The 20591-nt window shown below is 54.9% G+C and carries 24 protein-coding genes; 9 read left to right on the top strand and 15 right to left on the bottom strand.

What is annotated here, in order from left to right; translation table 11 throughout:
- Window positions 1-90: 90 nt before the first annotated feature.
- Window positions 91-1104 (top strand): LacI family DNA-binding transcriptional regulator, encoded by a 1014-nt coding sequence (locus tag ACPXSQ_RS00540; protein WP_022622681.1) that lies wholly within the window; start codon window positions 91-93, stop codon window positions 1102-1104.
- 25 nt (window positions 1105-1129) lie between these two features.
- On the opposite strand, the gene ACPXSQ_RS00535 is transcribed toward ACPXSQ_RS00540, so the two are convergent.
- The 4 genes from ACPXSQ_RS00535 to ACPXSQ_RS00520 all read right to left on the bottom strand — a co-directional run bounded on the left by ACPXSQ_RS00535 (window position 1130) and on the right by ACPXSQ_RS00520 (window position 4588).
- On the bottom strand, window positions 1130-2560 hold the full coding sequence (locus ACPXSQ_RS00535; RefSeq protein WP_210475914.1) for a glycoside hydrolase family 1 protein: 1431 nt from the start codon (window positions 2558-2560) through the stop codon (window positions 1130-1132).
- A 13-nt stretch (window positions 2561-2573) separates the two neighbouring features.
- A complete protein-coding gene (locus ACPXSQ_RS00530; protein WP_013024822.1) occupies window positions 2574-2888 on the bottom strand; it encodes a PTS lactose/cellobiose transporter subunit IIA in 315 nt (104 codons plus the stop codon).
- A 3-nt stretch (window positions 2889-2891) separates the two neighbouring features.
- Complete coding sequence (locus ACPXSQ_RS00525; protein WP_013024821.1) at window positions 2892-4196, bottom strand: PTS cellobiose transporter subunit IIC; 1305 nt, start codon at window positions 4194-4196, stop codon at window positions 2892-2894.
- An 83-nt stretch (window positions 4197-4279) separates the two neighbouring features.
- Complete coding sequence (locus ACPXSQ_RS00520; RefSeq protein ID WP_015700865.1) at window positions 4280-4588, bottom strand: PTS sugar transporter subunit IIB; 309 nt, start codon at window positions 4586-4588, stop codon at window positions 4280-4282.
- A gap of 411 nt (window positions 4589-4999) precedes the next feature.
- Between ACPXSQ_RS00520 and ACPXSQ_RS00515 the strand changes: the two genes are divergently transcribed.
- Both ACPXSQ_RS00515 and ACPXSQ_RS00510 read left to right on the top strand, forming a co-directional pair.
- Window positions 5000-5179 carry a hypothetical protein gene (locus tag ACPXSQ_RS00515; protein ID WP_013024819.1) on the top strand — a complete coding sequence of 60 codons (180 nt, stop codon included), beginning with the start codon at window positions 5000-5002 and terminating at the stop codon, window positions 5177-5179.
- Window positions 5180-5277: 98 nt separating this feature from the next.
- On the top strand, window positions 5278-5508 hold the full coding sequence (locus ACPXSQ_RS00510) for a hypothetical protein (RefSeq protein ID WP_014606474.1): 231 nt from the start codon (window positions 5278-5280) through the stop codon (window positions 5506-5508).
- A gap of 329 nt (window positions 5509-5837) precedes the next feature.
- Here ACPXSQ_RS00510 and ACPXSQ_RS00505 read toward each other — a convergent pair whose 3' ends face one another.
- From ACPXSQ_RS00505 to ACPXSQ_RS00485, 5 genes are all read right to left on the bottom strand, one after another.
- Window positions 5838-6266: an OsmC family protein gene (locus ACPXSQ_RS00505; RefSeq protein ID WP_014606475.1), complete on the bottom strand. Its 429-nt coding sequence runs from the start codon at window positions 6264-6266 to the stop codon at window positions 5838-5840.
- 63 nt (window positions 6267-6329) lie between these two features.
- Complete coding sequence (gene lldD / locus ACPXSQ_RS00500) at window positions 6330-7502, bottom strand: FMN-dependent L-lactate dehydrogenase LldD (protein WP_015700868.1); 1173 nt, start codon at window positions 7500-7502, stop codon at window positions 6330-6332.
- Window positions 7502-8287, bottom strand: coding sequence for a transcriptional regulator LldR (gene lldR, locus ACPXSQ_RS00495; protein WP_014593039.1), 786 nt, complete (start codon window positions 8285-8287; stop codon window positions 7502-7504). Before lldR ends, lldD begins: the two co-directional genes overlap by 1 nt.
- Window positions 8284-9939, bottom strand: a complete 1656-nt coding sequence (gene lldP, locus ACPXSQ_RS00490) for an L-lactate permease (protein ID WP_013024814.1) — start codon at window positions 9937-9939, stop codon at window positions 8284-8286. The genes lldR and lldP overlap by 4 nt, the downstream gene beginning before the upstream one ends.
- A gap of 216 nt (window positions 9940-10155) precedes the next feature.
- Window positions 10156-11319 (bottom strand): cyanate transporter, encoded by a 1164-nt coding sequence (locus ACPXSQ_RS00485; protein WP_014606478.1) that lies wholly within the window; start codon window positions 11317-11319, stop codon window positions 10156-10158.
- Window positions 11320-11405: 86 nt separating this feature from the next.
- Between ACPXSQ_RS00485 and ACPXSQ_RS00480 the strand changes: the two genes are divergently transcribed.
- Together ACPXSQ_RS00480 and ACPXSQ_RS00475 are read left to right on the top strand one after the other, a co-directional pair.
- Window positions 11406-12266 (top strand): LysR family transcriptional regulator, encoded by an 861-nt coding sequence (locus ACPXSQ_RS00480; RefSeq protein ID WP_042677574.1) that lies wholly within the window; start codon window positions 11406-11408, stop codon window positions 12264-12266.
- A 91-nt stretch (window positions 12267-12357) separates the two neighbouring features.
- On the top strand, window positions 12358-13740 hold the full coding sequence (locus ACPXSQ_RS00475) for an amidohydrolase (RefSeq protein ID WP_105092001.1): 1383 nt from the start codon (window positions 12358-12360) through the stop codon (window positions 13738-13740).
- Window positions 13741-13806: 66 nt separating this feature from the next.
- On the opposite strand, the gene ACPXSQ_RS00470 is transcribed toward ACPXSQ_RS00475, so the two are convergent.
- Window positions 13807-14025 carry a hypothetical protein gene (locus ACPXSQ_RS00470; protein WP_014606481.1) on the bottom strand — a complete coding sequence of 73 codons (219 nt, stop codon included), beginning with the start codon at window positions 14023-14025 and terminating at the stop codon, window positions 13807-13809.
- A gap of 408 nt (window positions 14026-14433) precedes the next feature.
- On the opposite strand from ACPXSQ_RS00470, the gene dbpA reads away from it, so the two are divergent.
- Window positions 14434-15813 carry an ATP-dependent RNA helicase DbpA gene (gene dbpA / locus ACPXSQ_RS00465; protein ID WP_426142469.1) on the top strand — a complete coding sequence of 460 codons (1380 nt, stop codon included), beginning with the start codon at window positions 14434-14436 and terminating at the stop codon, window positions 15811-15813.
- A gap of 32 nt (window positions 15814-15845) precedes the next feature.
- Here dbpA and ACPXSQ_RS00460 read toward each other — a convergent pair whose 3' ends face one another.
- The gene (locus ACPXSQ_RS00460) at window positions 15846-16238 is read right to left on the bottom strand and encodes a YgiW/YdeI family stress tolerance OB fold protein (protein WP_064373296.1); all 393 of its coding nucleotides are present in this window, start codon (window positions 16236-16238) and stop codon (window positions 15846-15848) included.
- Window positions 16239-16398: 160 nt separating this feature from the next.
- On the opposite strand from ACPXSQ_RS00460, the gene ACPXSQ_RS00455 reads away from it, so the two are divergent.
- Together ACPXSQ_RS00455 and ACPXSQ_RS00450 are read left to right on the top strand one after the other, a co-directional pair.
- A complete protein-coding gene (locus ACPXSQ_RS00455) occupies window positions 16399-17361 on the top strand; it encodes a chemotaxis protein (RefSeq protein ID WP_013024807.1) in 963 nt (320 codons plus the stop codon).
- A 62-nt stretch (window positions 17362-17423) separates the two neighbouring features.
- Window positions 17424-17552 (top strand): hypothetical protein, encoded by a 129-nt coding sequence (locus ACPXSQ_RS00450; RefSeq protein ID WP_015700875.1) that lies wholly within the window; start codon window positions 17424-17426, stop codon window positions 17550-17552.
- Between the two features lie 102 nt (window positions 17553-17654).
- Here the strand turns inward: ACPXSQ_RS00450 and ACPXSQ_RS00445 are convergent, their stop codons facing one another.
- The 3 genes from ACPXSQ_RS00445 to ACPXSQ_RS00435 all read right to left on the bottom strand — a co-directional run bounded on the left by ACPXSQ_RS00445 (window position 17655) and on the right by ACPXSQ_RS00435 (window position 19092).
- Window positions 17655-17828, bottom strand: a complete 174-nt coding sequence (locus tag ACPXSQ_RS00445) for a cold-shock protein (RefSeq protein WP_085980249.1) — start codon at window positions 17826-17828, stop codon at window positions 17655-17657.
- A gap of 3 nt (window positions 17829-17831) precedes the next feature.
- A complete protein-coding gene (cspE, locus tag ACPXSQ_RS00440; RefSeq protein WP_009091867.1) occupies window positions 17832-18044 on the bottom strand; it encodes a transcription antiterminator/RNA stability regulator CspE in 213 nt (70 codons plus the stop codon).
- 265 nt (window positions 18045-18309) lie between these two features.
- The gene (locus ACPXSQ_RS00435) at window positions 18310-19092 is read right to left on the bottom strand and encodes an NAD(P)H-dependent oxidoreductase (RefSeq protein ID WP_426142465.1); all 783 of its coding nucleotides are present in this window, start codon (window positions 19090-19092) and stop codon (window positions 18310-18312) included.
- Between the two features lie 102 nt (window positions 19093-19194).
- On the opposite strand from ACPXSQ_RS00435, the gene ACPXSQ_RS00430 reads away from it, so the two are divergent.
- Complete coding sequence (locus ACPXSQ_RS00430; RefSeq protein WP_015700877.1) at window positions 19195-20097, top strand: LysR family transcriptional regulator; 903 nt, start codon at window positions 19195-19197, stop codon at window positions 20095-20097.
- Between the two features lie 77 nt (window positions 20098-20174).
- Here the strand turns inward: ACPXSQ_RS00430 and ACPXSQ_RS00425 are convergent, their stop codons facing one another.
- Window positions 20175-20588, bottom strand: a complete 414-nt coding sequence (locus tag ACPXSQ_RS00425; protein WP_028714867.1) for a hypothetical protein — start codon at window positions 20586-20588, stop codon at window positions 20175-20177.
- Window positions 20589-20591 lie beyond the last annotated feature (3 nt).

The following is a 20591-nucleotide window of genomic DNA, read 5'->3' as shown; positions in this document are numbered from 1 at the left end:
CATCATTTTTTTATTGCCCCTCCGTCAATAACCTGCGAAAAATCAGCTAGTATCCTTTTTTAACCACAGGGATGGATGGTCTGTAAGCCAATGATTACCATGCTGGATGTGGCCCGCAAGGCCGGAGTTTCTAAAGCCACCGTCTCGCGCGTGCTGGCGGGAAATCGTTACGTCAGTAAAAGTACGCAGCAAAAGGTCTATCAGGCCATTGCCGAAACCGGTTATCGCCCCAATCTGCTGGCGCGCAGCCTGGCCACGCAAAAGTCCCAAAATATTGGCTTAATTGTTACCCACTCGCTTTTTAACGGCCCCTACTTCAGCGAGCTGCTGTTTCAGGCTGCCACCCTGACCAATAACTACGGTCGCCAGTTAATTCTGGCTGATGGCAAAACCTGCGCTGACGACGAGCGCGCCGCAATTGAGTTTCTGCTCGACCTGCGCTGTGACGCGATCATTATCTATCCCCGCTTTCTGGACACCGAGGCACTGGATGCCATTATCGAGCAGCACGATATCCCAATTATGGTGGTGAATCGCCAGCTGCCGCGTCATCCGGCCCACTGTGTCTGGGCTACACATCAGCACAATACCTTTCAGGCGACGCGTTATCTGATCGCGCGCGGGCATCACGACATTGCCTTTATTCGTGGTATGACGGGTTCCCCTACCGCGGCCGCTCGCCTGGCAGGTTATGAGCAGGCCCTGGCTGAGCAGGGGCTTGCGGACAGGGCCTGCATCGTGCAGGGCGCGTGGACGCCGGCCAGTGGGATGGCGGCGGCAAAGCAGCTGCTGGACGCGGGCGTGACATTCAGCGCCCTGATGGCGAGTAACGATGACATGGCAATCGGGGCCGCGCTGGCCCTTCATGCCGCGGGAAAACGGCTGCCACAGGATGTTTCTCTGCTGGGATTTGATGATATCCGTATGGCCGAGTTTTTCCTGCCGCCGCTGACCACCGTGCATGTGCCGGTCGCAGAAATGATTCAGCACACGCTGGCGCAGCTGGTCGCCATGCTGGAAGGTCAGGAGGTGGAAGCCTTGCCGCCCTTTAGCGGACATCTGATTGAGCGCGCCTCGGTCGCGGACGGGCCTCATAAGCGGTAAGTCGCGGCATCCCTGCCGCGCGGTCTTAGTAGTACACCGACGCGTTCAGCGTTGCGCCGTTACTGCGAATCAGCTTCTGATACCAAAAGAAGCTTTTTTTGCGGTAGCGTGCCAGGTCCTTTAACGCTTTTTCATCGCGGTTCACATAAATAAATCCGTAACGTTTGCTGATGCCCTGATGGGTACTCACCAGATCAATAGCAGACCACGGGCAATAACCGAACAGCTCGACGCCATCGGCAATGGCCAGCTGCAGCTGAGCGATATGCTCACGCAGATAGTCGATACGGTAATCATCATGCACCTTGTTGTCGGCCGCCAGGGTATCAAACGCCCCTAAGCCATTTTCGGTAACGATGAGCGGCAAGGCATAACGTGCATATATCTGGCGCGCGGTGATGCGAAAGCCCACCGGATCGATATACCAGCCAAACTGATTTTGCTGCAGATGCGGATTATTACAGCCCACGTAGACGGAGCGATCGATGCCGGCCATTTGCTGATCGGCATGGGGCCGACTGTCGGGGTCATGATGTTCGCCCTCTGCCCCGACGGTGGCCGAAGCATAATAGTTAAAGGCGATAAAATCGGGCTGACCGGCGGCGATGATGGCCATATCCTCATCCTCGATCGTCGGAAGCCAGCCGCGCTGTTTTAAGAAAGCCCATACCACAGGGTTGTAGCGCCCGTGAACGGCTAAATCCAGATAAAGCCAGTTACGGATTGCAGAGAAATTGTCCGCCGCCAGCACATCCTCTGGCCGCGAGCTTGCCGCATAGACGCAGGAGATATTCGGTGCCGGGCCAATTTTAGCGTCTGGCAAGCGTTCGTGGCAGGCAATCATCGCCTTTGCCTGCGCCAGCATCATGTGGTGATTTTGCTGATACAGGGTTTTCTGTGGATCGGCGGTGCCAGCCGGTAACGTCCCGATCACGTCGCCTTTCAGGATCATCATGTTCTGTTCGTTGATGGTCAGCCAGTATTTGACCTGGCTGCCATACTGCTCAAAACAGGTAATGGCAAAACGTTCAAATGCCGCTACCGTGCGGCGAGAAGACCAGCCTCCGTCCTGCTGCAGGGCCCAGGGCAGATCGAAGTGATAAAGCGTGACCAGCGGTGTAATGTCGTGCCGGCAAATCTCATCAATTAACTGCTGGTAAAAGGCCACGCCCGCCTCGTTTAACGCGCCGTCGCCTTCCGGGTAAAGACGGCTCCAGGCGATGGAGAAGCGGTAGGTTTTTAGTCCCATTTCCGCCAGCAGGGCGATATCCTCTTTAAAGCGGTGGTAGTGGTCACTGCAAACGGTAAAATCCGTAATTGCCTGGCTGAACGTAGCTTTGTCGATAACCGACGGCCCTTTACCATCTGCATCCCATCCGCCCTCCACCTGATATGCCGAGGTCGAGGCGCCCCAGAGAAAACCGTCCGGAAATGCGGTCAGTGTCGAATGTTGCATAAAATCTCCTTTTTTAACGTGCGGCAAGCTCCCGACGTAGTTGAATAATTTCTTCTGCCAGCTCCCGGCAAAGCATCGCGTTCATCAGGTGATCCTGGGCGTGAACCATAATCAGGTTGACCGGAATTTTTCCGCTGCCCTCATCAGCACCGATGAGCCGGGTCTGTATCTGATGCGCCGCCTTTGCCGCCGCCGTCGCGGCGGTCAGCATGCTGTCTGCTCGTTCCCAGTTTTGCTGACGAGCTGCACGCAACGCTTCCATCGAGCAGGAGCGCGCTTCGCCCGCCTGAATAATCAGTTCGATTACCGTGCTTTCATCGATTTCCATGCATTACTCCTTTACCGGTTGTGCTGCGCTCAGTTCCTGCTGCAGCAGTTGACGCTCGTACATTTTAAAAAACGGGTAGTAAATCAACGTGGCAATCGTCACCAGCACGGCAATCAGCACGATGACGCGCCAGTCCCAGCCGGTTGACCAGGCCGCACCAATTGGGGCGGGCGTGGTCCACGGTGCCAGCGAGATGACGTGGTTAATCAGATTGGTTTTAGTGGCGATCCAGGCAATGACGGCATTGACCAAGGGAGCAAGAACGAAGGGAATAAACAGAATGGGGTTCATCACGACAGGCGAGCCAAAAATAACCGGCTCGTTGATGTTGAACATACTGGGCACGATGCTGAGTTTGCCAATGGAGCGCAGATGGGCAGACTGGCTTCGCAAATAAAGTAATACCAGCCCCATGGTGGAACCGGAACCGCCAATCACGATAAAAAACTGCCAAAAGGGTTCGATAAACACATGGCTGACAGGCTCACCCGCATTCAGTGCCTGCTGGTTCAGGCCGAGATTGGTCAGCCAGAAGGCCTGCAAAATCCCGCCGACAATCACGGCACCGTGAATGCCTGCGAACCACAACAGGTGGCACAGCAGGACGGCGACCAGCACGGCGGGCAGTGAATCCGAGGCGGAGATGATCGGAGAGAAGATCGCCATGATGGCCTGCGGCAGCAGCATGCCAAACTGTGCCTGTACCCACAGGCTAAGCGGAAATAAGGTAATAAAAATGGTAATGATGGGAATGAGCAGGTCAAAGGACTGACGAATTTTCGGCGGCACCTGTTCGGGTAATTTAAAGCCGATGTTGTGTTTCTGCAAAAAGTGCATCAGCTCCGTGGCAAAAAGCGCGACCAGAATGGCGGTAAAAATCCCCTCCCCGCCCAGCGATCCTACCGGCAGCATTTTGCCCGTTTGCGGTGCGGCCACGACCAGAAACGCCATCAGCGACAGGCTGGCCGCCATAAAGCCGTTCATCTTATAGCTGTTTGCCAGGTTGTAGGCGATAGCACTGGCGATATAGAGCGCCATAATGCCCATCGTCATGTTGTACGGCATCATGATTTGTTCTTCATGTGCCTTGACCATGCCGAGCCACCACTGTGCGAAGGCCCAACTGCTGTCTGCCGAAAAAGGAGGATGCGCAAACAGCAGCATGAAGGAACCCACAATCAGAAACGGCATTGAGGCAATAAATCCATCGCGGATGGCGATGACGTGGCGCTGGCTGGAGAGGCGTCCCGCCAGCGGACTGATGCGGTTTTCGATAACGCCGAATAACGATTCGCTTAAGCGGCTCATCCCTTAACTCCTGCTCAGGAAAACGAGAATAACGCTGCACAGGCAAATACAGGCCTGCAATATATTTTTCAGTTTCTTACTCATCAGGGATGAATAAGCTTAAGTGCATCACTTAATATCTTTTCACCCTTCATCATTCCGTAATCCATGCTGTTAATCACTGCGATGGGTTTACTGTGTTGTTGGGCGACAGGCTCAAAATCCGCCAGCTTATATTTAATCTGCGGCCCCAGCAGGCAGCAGTCATAGTCGGCAATAAGATCAGTAAACTCCTCAATTCCCACAGCTTTTATCTCTACCGCTATGCCTTGTTCTTTAGCGGCTTTTTCCATTTTCTGTACCACCATACTGGTGGACATTCCGGCGGCGCAGCACAGCAAAATCTTTGGCATTGTTAATTCCTCCGTGTGATGAATGATTAACGAATACACAGGGTAAAGATTTTCTGCAACCGGTTTCAGATTTGCATGTCAGAAGTGTGAGAAATATCAAAACGTACCGGCATCGATGTTGAGCAATAAAACCTTCAACAGGCGCGATCATTTTCTGATCCTGAACATCGTCACGGCAGAGATAAAAATCGATGGGGTTGCGGCGTCAGAAATTAACGCGACGGCGTGGCGGCGCGTGCTGTTAACAATAAGATTTCACTGCTGTTCAGGCGCGCAAGCCTTATAATGCGTCAGAGCAATCCGATACCGTCCAGCGTGATGAGTGCCCCGACGGCAATTAGCTATACTGGTTTTATAAAAAAGGAACACTCATCCATTTCGTGATGTGCGAACCGGGAGAAGGAGTCGGTTATGTTGATTGGTTTTGTATTGTTGGTGAGCGCCTGTGGACATGATGCCTGTGAAGCGTTGCCGGTGTCGGAGCGCATCTATCCAACGAAAGCCGCCTGTGAAGTCATGGCAAACCGCATTCATAAAGTCCGCCCAAACGTGGTGCTGCTTTGTGGTGAAGTGCATCGTTCAGATAACTGAACAGGTGCAAGGACACAAAAACAGGCAGACAACATTGCAAGGATGCCGTTTAGCGTTCAAAATATAAGCTGTTTTACACCAACACAGTCGTGAATCCCATGAAAAGTAGTCGTCCCCGCCGTCCAACTGGGCGTTGGGTTTATTACATTTTGTATGAAGGCATTCTGTGGCCCTGTCCGGTACGCTGGGAATGGGAAAGCGCCTATGGCGGCTGGCTCCCGTTCTACTATTCGCCAACATTTGAATTTGTGGCGGGCGATCCCGGTAAGGCTTACCGTATTGCGCGCAGCGACGTGCGGACTAAGCGTGGAGAAGAGATGTATGCCTGACGTGTCAGGTGGCGTTCCAGGGAAACCAGGATGCGGTAAGCAGAAAGTAGAGTAACTCCAGCAGCAGTACCACCATTAGCAGCACACCAAGCTTGTGGCGAGAAAGCCACGATTTCATGCGCATATTATCGCTGTCCCCTCATTCGACAACAGTACGTCACGCGTTACTGGCAAGACGAACCGCCTTTCCCCGTGTTTTGCAGAACCGCCTGCCCCTGCGACGATTGGATGCAGCACACGAAGATGCGCCCGTAGGCGCATCTGGATTCGATACTATCACCGATGACATCACGACCGATTGCATCACGAAAAGTGACGCAGGATCGTCGTCAGTTGTTCAGGGTGTAGTCGAGCGTGATTTCTGCATTCAGCACCTGAGAAACCGGACAGCCTGCTTTGGCTTTATTGATGATTTCATCAAAGGTGTCGTTATCAATGCCCGGCAGAGAAACGGTGCTGGTTAAGGCGATTTTGGTGATCGCGAAGCCTTCACCTTTTTTATCCAGCGAGACGTCTGCAGTGGTGTCGATGCTTTCAGGCTTATGGCCTGCGTTACCCAACATCAGCGACAGCGCCATAGAGAAACAGGCCGCATGTGCCGCACCAATCAGCTCTTCTGGGTTAGTGCCTTTTTGTCCTTCAAAGCGGGTGTTAAAGCCGTAGGGCTGTTGGTTCAGTACGCCGCTCTCGGTGCTGACTGTGCCTTTGCCTTTAATATCGCCTTCCCAATGCGCCGAGCCTTTCTTATGAATGGTCATGTCATTCCTCCTGTTGGTAAAGAAGGTAAGTATAGACAACGCATCTGATTTCGCAGCGGGCGACTATGCCGGACGCAGATTGGCTTCCTGCAGGAGCGCATTTGCCTGCACCAGCGAAGCCTGGGTGATATCGGCAATGCGCTTCGCGCCGGTTAAAGTCATCGCGACTTTCATCTCTTTTTCAATCAGCGTCAGTAAATGCTCAACGCCGCGCTGTCCCTGTGTCGCCAGCGCATAGATAAAGGCGCGCCCCAGCAGGACGCTGTCTGCGCCCAACGCAATCATACGCACCACATCCAGCCCATTTCGAATACCGCTGTCGGCAAGAATCGTGATATCGCCTTTGACCGCATCCGCAATCGCAGGTAAGGCACGCGCCGAGGACAGCACGCCGTCCAGCTGGCGTCCGCCATGGTTAGAAACCACGATACCGTCAGCGCCAAAGCGCACCGCGTCACGGGCGTCCTCAGGATCCAGAATGCCTTTGATCACCATCGGGCCATCCCAGAAATCACGAATCCACTCCAGATCCTGCCAGGAAATGGAAGGATCAAAGTTCTTCGCCAGCCAGCCAATATAGTCCTCCAGGCCGGTAGGCTTGCCGAGATAGGTGGAGATATTCCCCAGATCGTGCGGCCTGCCTTGTAATCCTACATCCAGTGCCCACTTTGGATGGGTGATGGCCTGCCAGTATCGCCGCAGTGCGGCATTTTCACCGCTCATGCCCGAATGCGCATCGCGATAACGCGCGCCCGGCGTCGGCATGTCCACGGTAAATACCAGCGTAGAGCAGCCTGCCGCTTTGGCCCGCTCCAGCGCGTTGCGCATGAAGCCTCTGTCCCGCAGCACATAGAGCTGGAACCACATGGGGCGATTGATCTGCGGCGCCACCTCTTCAATAGGACACACAGAAACGGTGGACAGCGTGAAAGGGATGCCTTTGCCTGCGGCGGCGCGAGCAGCCTGCACTTCGCCCCGACGAGCATACATGCCGCACAGCCCGACCGGTGCCAGCGCCACGGGCATTGACAGCGTTTCATTAAACAGGGTGGTTTCGAGACTGAGTTCGGACATGTTGCGCAGGATGCGCTGGCGCAGCGCCACCTCCGAGAGATCGGCGACGTTGCGCCGGAGTGTGTGCTCCGCATAAGCCCCGCCATCCAGATAGTGAAACAGGAAAGGCGGCAAAATACGTTGTGCAGCGGCGCGGTAGTCACTGGCGGCAGAAATGATCATCAGCGTGTCTCCTTGTGGTTGTCCAGGTGATGGCCTGGTAAACGCGTAATACGCGCCTGTCTGGCTTCGTCTTCATCAAGCGTTTTCATCGTGGTATGAACAAAACCAAGATGATCCATCGCCGCTAAGCGGGCGGCCTCGGCATCACCCAGTAAAATGGCGTCAAGCATTGCCCTGTGCTGAACGGTGAGGCGGTCGAAAATCGCCGGGCTGGTGTACATCAACCTGCGGCTGTGCAACATCGAGGACTGCAGCAAATCAAAAAATCCGCGCATGGTTTGTAGCAGCACCACGTTATGCGAGGCTTCCGCGATAGCGAGGTGAAAGCGCAGATCGGCCTGACCGGCCAGATGGGGATCGTCGCTCTCCTTCAACGCCAGCGTGGCGTCAAAAGCGTACTGCAGTCGTTCCTTATCTGACTCTGTTGCCCGAAGTGCCGCATGCCATGCGGTGCTGGCTTCAATCGCGTGGCGCGCTTCCAGAATGTCATAGCGGTAATCCGGATCGTTGGCCAACAGCTGACGAATCGGCTCAACAATGCGCTGTTCAGACCAGGGCTCCTGGGGCTGACGCAGCCAGGTGCCGTCGCCGCGTCGGCTCGTCAATATTCCGCTGCTGATAAGCTGCTGAATAGCTTCGCGCAGCGACGAGCGCGAGACGCCAAGCGCCGCAGCCAACTGGCGCTCGGCAGGCAAACGCATGCCGGGCTCAAGCTGATGGTCGCGAATATACTGTTGGAGCCGAACCCGCAGCGGATCGGCGGACGGCAGTAAGTTTGGTGTCATGGGATCATCCAGGGAAAAACGTAAGCCTGAAGCGTGGTAATGATGCCCACCAGGCAGGTAAATATCAGGCTGTGCTTGACGGTAAAACGGAACAGATCCGACTCCCTGCCTACCAGCCCGACGGCGGCACAGGCAATGGCTATCGACTGCGGCGAGATCATCTTACCGGTCACGCCCCCGGTGGTATTTGCCGCCACCAGCAGGATATCGGAAACGCCGATCTGCTGCGCGGTCGTCGCCTGCAAGGCGGCAAACAGGGCATTCGATGACGTATCCGAGCCGGTCAGAAACACGCCGAGCCAGCCCAGGAAAGGCGAGAAGAAGGTAAACGCATGGCCGGTGTGGGCCAATGCCAGCGCCAGCGTGGCAGAGAGGCCGGAGTAGTTAGAGATAAAAGCAAACGCCAACACCATCCCGATGGAGTAGATGGGCAACATGAGCTCTTTCAGGGTTTCTGCAAAGGTCACTACCGCAGTCCGGGGCTTCATCTTCAGGAAGATGATAGCCACGAGGGCGGCAACCAGAATAGCCGTACCGGTTGCCGAGAGCAGGTCGAGTTTAAAAATGGCCGGCCAGCTACTGGGCTGCGCGACCACCGGCGGCATTCTGGTTACCCAGCCATCAAGGCCGGGCACAGGGAGGCTGAGCACCGATTCCGCTAAGGCCCCGCCTTTTGCGAACAGCGCTTTAAAAGGTGGAATGCTCCATAACGTGACGGTTGCCGTCAGAAACAGGAACGGCATCCAGGCGCGCACCACCTGACCTGTCGTGTATTTTTGCCGGTTCACAGGCTGGCCCGCGTGCGGGCTTTCTGTTTCGCTGAAGCGAAAGATGCGCACCGGCTGCCAGACGCGCAAAAACAGCGTCAGCGAAATGAGTGAGGCGAGCGAGGAAATAATATCGGGCAGCTCCGGCCCCAGAAAGTTGGAGCTGAGGAACTGGGCAATCGCGAACGATCCCCCCGCCACGATCACGGCAGGCCAGGTTTCTTTGACACCGCGCCAGCCATCCATAATCGCCATGATCCAGAACAGCACGACGATCGTCAGTAGCGGAAGCTGACGGCCTGCCATCTGACCGATGGCAAAGCTGTCCAGCCCGGTCACCTGGCCCGCCACAATTATCGGGATCCCCATCGCGCCAAACGCCACGGGCGCAGTATTGACGATCAGGCACAAGCCTGCGGCATAGAGCGGATTAAAACCGAGCCCCACGAGCAGCGCGGCCGTGATGGCGACCGGCGCGCCGAAACCTGCCGCACCTTCTAAAAAGGCGCCAAAAGAGAACCCCACAATCAACATCTGTAAGCGCTGATCGGGCGTGATCGATAAGATGGAAGCGCGGATGATGTCGAACTGACCTGTCTTAACCGAGATCTTATAAACAAAAACCGCCGCCACGATGATCCAGGCGATGGGCCACAGGCCGTACATAAAACCGTAAACTGCTGACGCCAGCGCCTGCTGTAGCGGCATCCGATACAGCAACAGCGCGACCAGCAGCGCAAGGACGACCGTGAGCGTGGCGGCCTGATAGCCTTTCATCTTTAACCTGATTAACGCAAAGAAGAAAAACAGAACAGGAAGCAAAGCAATCAGGCTGGAGAGCCAGATATTGTTGAGCGGATCGTAATTTTGCTGCCAGATCTGCATGCCATGATCTCCATAAGAGGATGAAAGCGATGCGCGATCGGCAAACCAGGTGGCGCATCTGTCACTTCAGCCGCGCCGATTGGTCCTACCAATCTGGCAATCAGCGCTTGCTTGCTACAGATACTTAACCCGCTGTTAACTCTAGGCAACAGTTACTGCACTATTTTTAACGTTATGTGAGCCGCTGAAAACGTTTTGCTGGTTTGGTAGGACCAATTACCGTTCAGGAAAGGCCTGTTTGTAGCTTTCAGGATGAAAACGCAGGTTCAGGCCGATCAGCATGACCGTTACGCTCCCCTGCAACAGCCAGATAGAGGAAAAGTGGCCTGTAAGTTCATGCAATTGCCCGGCAAGAAACGGCATACTGCCCGCGATAATAAAGCCGACGCCCTGCATGAATGCCACCAGACGCGCCCCGGCCTGAGGATGCGCCAGGTGGTCCAGCGCCAGCACCAGGGCAAGGGGAAATGCGCCGCCCAGGCCAACGCCCGCTATCCCTGCCCACAGCCAGGCTGGGTAGAGCGGTGCCACCAGCAGGCCTGTTAATCCGCAGAGCTGAAGTGCCAGCGTCAGCAGAAGCAGCGGTCGCCTGTCCGCCCCCCGCACCAGCAGGGGAAACACCAGGGCACCGGCAACCTGACAGGCAATCATCACGCCCAGCAGGCCGCCGCCCGCCTGCGCGCTCCAGCCCTGTTGATGATAAAAATCCGGCAGCCAGGCCACACAGATGGCGTAGCCGCCGTTTACTAACCCAAAGCTCAGCGCCAGCGTCCATGCGCGCGTATTGCGCCAGACCGAGGGCATAACGGCTGATGTCTGCCGGGACGGGGACGCCGCAGGGATCCTCCACCACAGCATGACGGCCAGCAGCGCAGGCACACTCCAGCTGCTGAGCGCGCCCTGCCAGCCCAGGTGCGCACTGATCCACGGCGTCATCGCCGCGCCCAGCCCACCGCCGCCCATTAGCGCCGCCGCCCATAGCCCGGTGATCATGGCGCTGCGCTGCGTAAAGCGCTGACGGATCAACCCCGGCATGGCCATTTGTACAATCCCGATGCCGATACCGCCAGGAACCGTGCTCCACACCAGCCAGGCGCCTTGCGCGATAAAAAACCGGCTGGCCAGCGCCAGTACTAACAGCGCCAGCCCGCTACACAGCAACCTACGCAGCGGGATACGTTGCAGCAGCGGGGCGCTCACTAAGGCTATTGCCCCCATCATCATCATGGGAATCGCGGGCAGAAGTGAGGCCGCCAGCGAAGATAATCCAATACTTTCCCGCAGCTGCTCCAGCAGTGGACTAACGGATGTCATCAGTGGCCGCATGTTCAGTCCGGCCAGTATCAGGGCGGCAATCATCAAAAAAGGGTCTTTTTTCATAGGGGATCCTGGAATTAAACGTTGTCAGCCTGACAGCAGCGATTACTATTTGGAAATGAAATAACAGGATGACAGGCAGTGGAAAAATGAATCGCCAGCCCATGTTTACGCCCCAACAGCTGTTGAGCTTTGTTGCCGTATGCGAAACCACCAGCTTTACCCGCGCCGCCGAACGGGTGCACCTGTCGCAATCGACGGTCAGCCAACAGGTGCGGCGGCTGGAAGAGATGGTCGGTAAAACGCTGCTGGCACGCTCGTCCCACCAGGTGCAGATCACGGAAGAAGGCGAAAAACTGCTGGGCTATGCCCGCCGGATCATTGCCCTGAACGGTGAAGCCCACGATGTACTGAGCGATAAGTGGCGCGATGGCATCCTGCGCCTTGGCGTTCCGGAAGACTTCGCCGCCCCCACCGCGGGACTGCTGGCGCGGTTTAGCCGCGAACATCCGCACCTGCGGCTGGATGTCATGAGCGGAATGCAGGTGGAACTGCGGCGCGCCTGGCAACGGGAAGAGCTGGATATCATGCTGATCAAGCAGCCTTACGGTGAGCGCCCACTGGCTTCGCGACCGGAGCCGCTGCTGTGGCTGGACAGCGCCGCGCATCCCTGCTTCGAGCAGTCGCCGGTTCCGCTGGTGTTGTTTCCGCAACTGGGGCTGTACCGGGAGGAGATCTGCCAGACGCTGGATTTACTTGGTCGCAGCTGGCGAATTGGGTACAGCAGTGCCAGCCTGGTGGCACTCTCCGCCGCCAGCGCCCAGGGCTTAGGGATAACGCTGCTGCCGGCCAGCTGTCGCTTACCTTCGCATCGGGTTCTGGATAGCCAACAGGGTTTACCGGTGATTGATACGTTTGAGCTGGCACTGTTTTGTCGTCAGCCTGAGGATGTGCTGCAGCGCCAGCTGGCGGATGCGCTGGCCGACTTCGCCGGTCTGAACTGGCAGTGATTTTTTAAATAGCAGGCAGTGGAAAACAACCCAGCAGAGAAAGCCGCAGTTTGTCAGATTAAAGACTCACTCACTTTCGCAGGAGTCGCTGATGCAGACCGCTTTGCCCACCAGCCGCCGCCGCTTTCTCCGCCAGGGGGTTCGCCTGACCGCCGCCAGCAGTATGATCATGGCCGGAATGACCGCCCCGGGTATGGCCGCCAACCGCAGCGCACCGCCCGCATCCTCTGGCAAAGCTTTGCCGCAAACCGATCACTACGTTTTACGTAATGTAGTGCTTGAAGAGGGCTTCGGACGTGACGGTGACGAGATTGTTGAGACGAAAACGGCGCGCTACGACATCACACTTCGCGATGGTCGATTTCATCAGATCAGTCCGGCCGGACAAGGTGACCGTTCACTGCCGTTTTGGGATGCGCAAGGTGCCCTGCTGCTGCCGTCTACGCAGGATATGCACATCCATCTCGACAAAACCTTTTACGGCGGCCCCTGGCAGGCACCGCGGCCGCGTAAAGGCAAAACGATTATGGACATGATTGCCCGCGAACAGGTGCTGATTCCACAGCTGCTGCCCACCTCTCAGGCTCGGGCCGAAGGGCTTATCGCCCTGCTGAACGCCATGGGCACGACCCGGGCGCGCAGCCATTGTAATATCGATCCGGTCAGCGGCCTGCAAAGCCTGGAACATCTGCAGGCCGCGCTGGCAAACCATCCCGATTTCCCCTGTGAGATTGTCGCCTTCCCCCAGCATGGATTGCTGCATTCTCAGGTTGATGGGCTGATGCGCGAGGCCATGCAATCTGGCGTGCAGTATGTTGGCGGACTCGATCCCACCCATGTAGATGGCGCGATGGAAAAATCCCTGGATGCCATGTTCCAGATTGCGCTCGACTACCAGCGCGGTGTCGATATCCACCTGCATGAAACCTCTGCTGCTGGCGTGCAGGCGATTCGCTACATGATTAAGACCGTGCAGAATAATCCCTCGTTACGCGGTAAGGTCACCCTCAGTCATGGTTTTGCGCTGGCAACCCTAAAGGGCGCAGAGCTGGACAAGATGATTGCCGATCTGGCCGAGCAGCAGTTCAGCATTGCCTCCACGCTGCCCATCGGCAAGCTGACCATGCCCGTGCCACAGTTGCAGGCGGCAGGGGTAAACGTCATGACGGGCACCGACAGCGTGATCGATCACTGGTCGCCATTTGGCACCGGCAGCATGCTGGAAAAGGCCAATTTATATGCCCAGCTGTACGGGGGATCGGATGAATTCTCTTTAAGCCGCGCGCTGGCGATTGCGACTGATGGCGTGCTTCCGCTTTCTGCCAGCGGCGAACGCCAGTGGCCGCGCATCGGCGACAGCGCCAACATGATGCTGGTTGAGGCCAGTTGTTCGGCGGAAGCGGTGGCACGGATTTCGCCCGTGATAGCGAGTTTCTCGCGGGGTAAACCGCAGTTTGTGCGACAGCAGGTTTAACGCAGATGCGCCTCACTTTACGCAACGGCGCTAAAGTGAGGCGCGGACATCTCAGGCACAGCGATGTTAAGCCCGGCCAGCCTCCCTCTTTTTCGACATTAACTCCATCGCCAGCGCATAGAGCGGCGCGCCGTCAGGGGCAACAGGATCGTCTTCTGCATAACATCCGATCATAGAGGCAACTTTATCTGCCGATAAGGTTTCGCCATAAAGATGGAGCGTCAGGACAGCACGACCAACGATTTTTAGTACGTCTTCATGCAAGATCTGCGGGATATTATTCAATGAAAAAACCCTCTGCCAGTGGTTATATCGATCTATGTCGCTCAATATAAAGGAGTTACTCAATGATTTTTACAGGGGCTGAAGCCAATACTTTTACATTACTAATGCTATTTACCCTGTAAAAAAAACGGGCTTCACCGGTTAACTCAATATTCGCTCTTATAAACAAAAGATTATGAATTTATTAACGTTGTCAGACGGTTATCGGACCCGCTCCTGGCGAATGTATTCCGCTGTCATTCATTAAAATAATCCACATAACGCACATCATCTTCAGTTTATTCTTAAAAAAACTCGCGTGAAATGGATATTATTTATTCATAAGGTTAACGTTGCCGTTGCGCACGCTTTCTGACAGACTTGCGCACGCAATGATGCCCCCCACTTTTAGCCGCAGAGGCCGCACCCGTGACCGCTTTTTCCTCGCTTAATTCTCTTCCCGACAGCCAGCTCGATAACCTGCGCGAAATGGGCTATACCAGCATGACGCCGGTTCAGGCCGCCACGCTGCCCGCGATTTTAGACGGACGCGACGTGCGTGCGCAGGCCAAAACCGGCAGCGGTAAAACCGCCGCATTTGGTATTGGGTTGCTGCAGCATATCGACAGCGCTCACTTTCAGACGCAGGCGCTGATTTTATGCCCGACCCGGGAACTGGCCGATCAGGTCAGTAACGTCCTGCGGCAGTTAGCCCGCTTCACGCGCAACATTAAGATCTTAACCTTATGTGGCGGCCAGCCTATGAGCGCCCAGCGCGATTCGCTGGTGCATGCGCCTCATATCGTGGTCGGCACACCGGGCCGTATTCTGGATCACATTAAGCGTGAGACGCTGAAGCTGGAGAGCCTGCGTACGCTTGTACTGGACGAAGCCGATCGCATGCTGGAAATGGGCTTCCGCGACGATATGGAAACGATTATCGCTGCCACGCCAGCATCACGTCAGACGCTGCTGTTCTCCGCGACCTGGCCGGAATGCATTGCCGCCCTGAGCCAGCGCTTTCAGCGTGAGGCGCTGAGCGTGGTCACGGAAGAAGTGAGTGAACTCCCTGCTATCGAGCAGCAGTTTATTGAAGCCAGCCACGGTGAAAAGCTGTCTCTGCTGATCAGTCTGCTCAGCGAACGCCAGCCCTCTTCCTGCGTGGTGTTCTGTAATACCAAGCGGGAGTGCGATGATATTGCGGCTGCGCTCAATGCACGCGATATCAGCGCCCTGCCCCTGCATGGCGATCTGGAACAACGCGATCGCGAACGGGTGCTGATCCGTTTTGCCAACGGCAGCGGCCGCGTATTAGTCGCAACCGATGTTGCGGCCCGTGGGCTGGACATCAAGTTACTGTCGCTGGTGGTAAACTATCAGCTGGCCTGGGATCCGGAAGTGCACCTGCATCGCATTGGCCGCACCGCGCGCGCTGGCGAACAGGGCGCAGCGGTGAGCTTTGTCGCTGCAGACGAAATGGCACGCGCTCATGCTCTTGAAGACTTCCTGCAACAGAAGCTGCCCTGGGTTGCGGCCAGTTCGTTAAAGAAAAGCAGTAAAGCGTTACCGGCCGCCATGATGACGCTCTGCATTGATGGCGGGCGTAAAGCCAAAATCCGCCCCGGCGATATCCTGGGGGCACTGACGGGCGAGGCGGGTTACCGGGCTGACCAAATCGGTAAAATCGATCTCACCGCGACTCATGCATATGTGGCGATAGAAGCGGCCCAGGCTAAGCACGCACTGGTCAAGCTCAAGCAGGGCAAAATTAAAGGCAAGACCTGCCGGGCAGTCCTGTTAAAAGATTAAAAAAAGGGCGAGACTCACTCTCGCCCACGCTTCTATGGCTCATCTATCCGCGTCACGTGCAGCGTTGTTTTATCGCCTTTCCCCTGCACCTTGCCACTCACCCGCACTTTGTCATTAGCGGTATAGGTTTTACCACCAAACGTTTTTTCCGGCGCGATAAGGGTCACATGGCCGGTATCGTCACGAAACTGATAATTATCGCCCTTTAATTTTTTAACGATATAGCCTTCCAGCGTGACGTAACCGCCCTGGCGGAAGTCACGGATCTGATCGATGTGGGTTTGCCCGGTATCTTCAGATCCTTTATAGCCCGCATCCTGTTTGCTCTGCGGCGGCGGCGTATCGCCTGTCTTAAAACCACCTTGCTCTGCATATGCACCAGACGTTGCCATGACTAACAAAGCGGCCAGTAATACTTTTTTCATCTCGTACTCCTTTAAGGGAAGGTGTCCATGTTGAATAGTCACTGTTAAGCCTGGCACAAGAATATGCTGCCGTTAGATTTTCCCCTCTCACCTTTTTGCACTTGCTGCCGATAACTTCATCACAACCCTTTTCACCTGCTGCGCTGATGCTGAGGCAACAATGGATAATTTTCAGAAAGAGATCGACGAGAGAGCAAATCTCGCGTTATCGAACAAATTTGAGCTGCTGCTGTTTCGCCTGGGCTCTGACCAGTTAAAAGGTAAATCAGAGCTGTTTGGTATCAACGTATTTAAACTGCGTGAAATTGTACCGATGCCGCCGATTACCAAAGCCGCAGGCATGCGTTCGCCGTTGCTCGGCATGGCCAGTATCCGCGGACAGTTTATTCCGGTGATTGATTTACCAGCTGTAGCAGGCTGTGTTCCAGAAACGGGACTTAACCTGCTGCTGGTGACCGAGTACGCGCGAAACACCCAGGCGTTTGCCGTCGAGTCTGTCGAAAACATCGTGCGCCTTAACTGGAGCCAGGTGCATACCGCTGAAGCCGGGATCGGTGGCCGTAATATCACCAGTATCGCCTGCCTTGATGACGATGAACAAAAAAGCAATCTGGCCATGGTGCTGGACGTTGAGCAAATTTTGTATGACATCATCCCGTCTGTGCGCGGCGTTGAGCCGGAAGCCCCGAAAGAGCGTCAGTTCAAAATGAAGCCGGGTTCAGTGGCGATTGTGGCGGAAGATTCTAAAGTTGCCCGTCAACTGCTGGAGCAAGGCCTGAAGAGCATGGGTATTCCCGCCATCATGTGCAACACCGGCCTGGAAGCATGGGAAAAAATCAAAGAGATGCATCAGCAGGCTCAGGCCCAGGGTGAATCCATTCACGACAAGATTGCGCTGGTGTTAACCGATCTGGAAATGCCAGAAATGGACGGCTTTACGCTGACACGTAACATCAAGCGCGATACGACGCTGCGCCATATTCCTGTGGTGATCCACTCCTCGCTTTCTGGCAGTGCAAACGAAGATCACGTGCGCAAAGTCGGTGCCGATGGCTATGTGGCGAAGTTCGAACTGAACGAACTGTCTGACGTGATTTTTAAAGCAATGGAAGCCGCGAGCTAAGACGTACGGGCAGCTTATCCCTGCCCAGTAAGGCTTGATATCCACCACTCGAGAATATAAGAATGCATAGTGAAACGCTTCCCGTCATCCGTAAGTCACTGTTTCGTGGGCGTGTCCGTCAGCTGAGCTGGATTGCAGCGTTCGCTTTCTGCCTGCTGTTCTGGGGCGGCGTGCTTGCCCTGATGGTTTAGTCAATAGCAGCGGAACGTTGGCTGAAGGGAAACAAAAAAGGCTGCCAGTGGCAGCCTTTTATTACGGTAAATGCAACAACGCTATAGAACTCTTTAGCCTTTTCAGAGCGCCTGAGGCTGGCTCTGAGCTGCAATCCTTGTCGCGTTAATTTGAACAACGACCGTTTTGCAAAAAATGCATTTCGCTCCATGCGGGTTGGCTCTTGTCACATCGAAATGTGATGTACGGTACTGCGAGCCACTACAGTGAGGACATTTAAAACGCGTAATTTTCAGTCCTTAGAGACCAACAACGTTCGCAGCAGCTGGGCCTTTGGCACCATTTTCTACTGTAAACTCAACTTGTTGACCTTCATCTAATGAACGGAAATCTGTGCCCTGAATTGCAGAGAAGTGTACGAATACATCTTTGCTGCCGTCCTGAGGAGAGATGAAACCGAAGCCTTTCTCAGCGTTGAACCATTTAACGGTACCGCGGATTTTGTTAGACATGTTTAATTCCTTAATAATAGAGCCTTCCGGCGTAATGGCCTGAGAACAGATTTTAATCAGAACGTAAGAGAAGACTCAAAAAGAAGGAATGTCTCGCGACAGGCTTAGAGATGAGAACTGCTTTGGTTACTTACTTTGATAGTGTCTGTTAATCAAACCGACGATTCATTAGGTCATATCCTGCTGATGCATGCAAGGGTTATTTTAAAATAGTTGCGAGTGGGCCAGATGAACGTCATGCGCAGAAATCTGGCCCGTTCATCTGTTACGGTTTGCGAATATGCACGTGGTGCCCCTGCTCGCCTGCCGCCAGATCGTCGCGCAAAGTCAGATCCGGTATCCTGTAATCGCCGTCGTTTTGCCGATAATAGGCGACAGGTTCGGTCACAAACAGATTATCCAGACGCTCGCCCAGCTCTGCACACAGTGCTGCAAAGCGCGCGCTGTCGGTGCGGCCGGTGCGATAAAGCGTGAAAGGCGGCAGCACGTCAAAACCGGGATAAAACAAGATGCCATGCTGAATGGGGAACAGAATGTCATCGATATGGCCGTTGATGCCGCGTGGGCTGTAGTGGGATTCCCATCCGCCCATCGTGACAACCAGCATCGCACGCTTCCCTGCCAGCATACCTTCGCCATAGCGGTCGCCCCAGTGCGTATCTGAGTGCTCCCCCACGCCATAGGCAAAGCCGCAGGCGTAAACACGATCGATCCAGCCTTTCATGATTGCCGGCATGGAAAACCACCAGAGCGGAAACTGTAAAATCACCGCATCGGCCCACAACATTTTTTCCTGTTCCTGGACAATATCTTCACTCTGGAAGCCGCCTTCAAAAGCCTGGGTGGATTCAAAAGAGGGATCAAAGCGTTCGGCATTCTGGCGATGCTGCGTATCAGCGGGCGATACGCGCGCCTCCCAGTTCATGGCATAGAGATCGGAAACGCGCACCTGATGACCCAACTGCTCCAGGTGGCTGACGGAGAAACGCGCCAGCGCGCCGTTAAGGGAATGGGGTTCAGGGTGGGCAACAACGATTAACACATTCATAAAATCACCTGCTTTGATGGGAATCTGAGATGTAGCCTGCATCCGAATGTGCTATCAGTAAAAGTAAATGAATGGATATTCACTATAGGCAAGACTGATACCATGAAACCCGATCTCAACCTGTTAATGACTCTGAATGTGCTGTTACAGGAAAACAGCGTGAGCCGGACGGCGCAGCGGCTAAATCTTTCTCAGCCTTCTGTCAGTGCCCGGCTTGAGCGCCTGCGTGAGTGGTTTAACGATCCCCTGCTGATCCCGGTATCTCATGGCATGCGCCCCACCGCGCGCGCCGAGGCGTTACGCCTTTCGCTTGAGCAACTGAGCGGCATGATCGATGAGGTGATTGCTGCGCCAGGCCCGTTTATCCCTGCCGACGCCGTTCAGGAGTGGCGCGTGGCCGCCACGGATTACGGCGCACAGACGGCACTGGTTCCATTAATGGCAGCATTACGTCAGGAAGCACCGGGCACCCGGCTCGCCATTCTGGATATGAAACCCGCGTTGATCGCGCAGCAGCTGGAAAAAGGCACGGTCGATCTGGTGCTTCATTTGCGTGACGGCGTACCAGACGGGCTGCATATCCGCCCGCTATTTCAGGAGCGTTATGTGGTGGCAGGACGTCAGGGTCATCCCGCCCTGCATTCTGATATCACCGCCGAAGCGCTCTGCGCGTTGGAGCATGTAGTGGTATCACCCGACGGCGGCGGCTTTCGCGGGGTGACGGATACCGTGCTGGAAGCCAGAGGGTTGAGCCGGAAAGTGGTGCTCTCTGTGCCCCACTTTTTGCTGATGGGCAGCGTGCTGAGCACCAGCGATTTGGTGGCGTTGATGCCGGGGAGAGTGGCGGCGATGATGCCGGGATTAATGACCGTGAAGCCCCCGATGGCGATTCCGGGCTTTGAACTGGTGATGCTGTGGCATGAGCGATCGCACCGGGATTTGGGGCATCGGTGGTTGAGGGAAAGGGTGGTGGGGAGGTTTCAGGGTGGAGGTCACAAGTCATGACAAAGCCGCAGAAGCGAAGCGCTGGCTGACCTGGTAACAGGCAAAAAATCCCAGCAGCCGGGCTGGGATTGCTTACTTTAACGTAGCCAAAATGGGATATCACCAGACGATAAAGCATCATATTCTTCTACCGCTCGATCTCGATGCCCCATAAAATCTGGCATATCAGTCACAACTATTTTTACTGGTTTATAAACATTCCAGTCTTCATAAAACCCTTTCGCAGATTTTATGCAATACTCAATACCATCAAAATATTTTAAAAACCTTTCCTCAACGTCTTTTGGTAAAAGGACTCGTAATTTTTTTATTAATGATTGAGTTTTATCCAAGTCCTTAAGGTGAACATATCTAAGATAAAGTTGCTCCAGTAAATACCCATCTTCTTTATCAAGAACATTTTTATTTAAAATAGAAATAAATTCAATCATATCTGAAGGATAGCCAAGTTCAACTATAGAACTGCCACCATAAAACCCTATGTGTTTCATAAG

Source organism: Pantoea sp. EEL5, from assembly GCF_049892805.1.
GTDB lineage: Bacteria > Pseudomonadota > Gammaproteobacteria > Enterobacterales > Enterobacteriaceae > Pantoea > Pantoea ananatis.
Note: the sequence above shows the minus strand (reverse complement) of the source record. Positions and strands in the feature narration are given on the sequence as shown.

Coding starts and splice junctions, on each gene's coding strand:
- ACPXSQ_RS00540 (WP_022622681.1), top strand. CDS start 91: ATGATTACCATGCTGGATGTGGCCCGCAAGGCCGGAGTTTCTAAAGCC.
- ACPXSQ_RS00515 (WP_013024819.1), top strand. CDS start 5,000: ATGTTGATTGGTTTTGTATTGTTGGTGAGCGCCTGTGGACATGATGCC.
- ACPXSQ_RS00435 (WP_426142465.1), bottom strand. CDS start 19,092: ATGAATGTGTTAATCGTTGTTGCCCACCCTGAACCCCATTCCCTTAAC.
- ACPXSQ_RS00460 (WP_064373296.1), bottom strand. CDS start 16,238: ATGAAAAAAGTATTACTGGCCGCTTTGTTAGTCATGGCAACGTCTGGT.
- lldD (WP_015700868.1), bottom strand. CDS start 7,502: ATGATCATTTCTGCCGCCAGTGACTACCGCGCCGCTGCACAACGTATT.
- ACPXSQ_RS00525 (WP_013024821.1), bottom strand. CDS start 4,196: ATGAGCCGCTTAAGCGAATCGTTATTCGGCGTTATCGAAAACCGCATC.
- ACPXSQ_RS00455 (WP_013024807.1), top strand. CDS start 16,399: ATGGATAATTTTCAGAAAGAGATCGACGAGAGAGCAAATCTCGCGTTA.
- lldR (WP_014593039.1), bottom strand. CDS start 8,287: ATGACACCAAACTTACTGCCGTCCGCCGATCCGCTGCGGGTTCGGCTC.
- ACPXSQ_RS00530 (WP_013024822.1), bottom strand. CDS start 2,888: ATGGAAATCGATGAAAGCACGGTAATCGAACTGATTATTCAGGCGGGC.
- ACPXSQ_RS00520 (WP_015700865.1), bottom strand. CDS start 4,588: ATGCCAAAGATTTTGCTGTGCTGCGCCGCCGGAATGTCCACCAGTATG.
- ACPXSQ_RS00510 (WP_014606474.1), top strand. CDS start 5,278: ATGAAAAGTAGTCGTCCCCGCCGTCCAACTGGGCGTTGGGTTTATTAC.
- lldP (WP_013024814.1), bottom strand. CDS start 9,939: ATGCAGATCTGGCAGCAAAATTACGATCCGCTCAACAATATCTGGCTC.
- ACPXSQ_RS00450 (WP_015700875.1), top strand. CDS start 17,424: ATGCATAGTGAAACGCTTCCCGTCATCCGTAAGTCACTGTTTCGTGGG.
- ACPXSQ_RS00480 (WP_042677574.1), top strand. CDS start 11,406: ATGAATCGCCAGCCCATGTTTACGCCCCAACAGCTGTTGAGCTTTGTT.
- ACPXSQ_RS00475 (WP_105092001.1), top strand. CDS start 12,358: ATGCAGACCGCTTTGCCCACCAGCCGCCGCCGCTTTCTCCGCCAGGGG.
- ACPXSQ_RS00425 (WP_028714867.1), bottom strand. CDS start 20,588: ATGAAACACATAGGGTTTTATGGTGGCAGTTCTATAGTTGAACTTGGC.
- ACPXSQ_RS00430 (WP_015700877.1), top strand. CDS start 19,195: ATGAAACCCGATCTCAACCTGTTAATGACTCTGAATGTGCTGTTACAG.
- ACPXSQ_RS00485 (WP_014606478.1), bottom strand. CDS start 11,319: ATGAAAAAAGACCCTTTTTTGATGATTGCCGCCCTGATACTGGCCGGA.
- cspE (WP_009091867.1), bottom strand. CDS start 18,044: ATGTCTAACAAAATCCGCGGTACCGTTAAATGGTTCAACGCTGAGAAA.
- ACPXSQ_RS00535 (WP_210475914.1), bottom strand. CDS start 2,560: ATGCAACATTCGACACTGACCGCATTTCCGGACGGTTTTCTCTGGGGC.
- ACPXSQ_RS00505 (WP_014606475.1), bottom strand. CDS start 6,266: ATGACCATTCATAAGAAAGGCTCGGCGCATTGGGAAGGCGATATTAAA.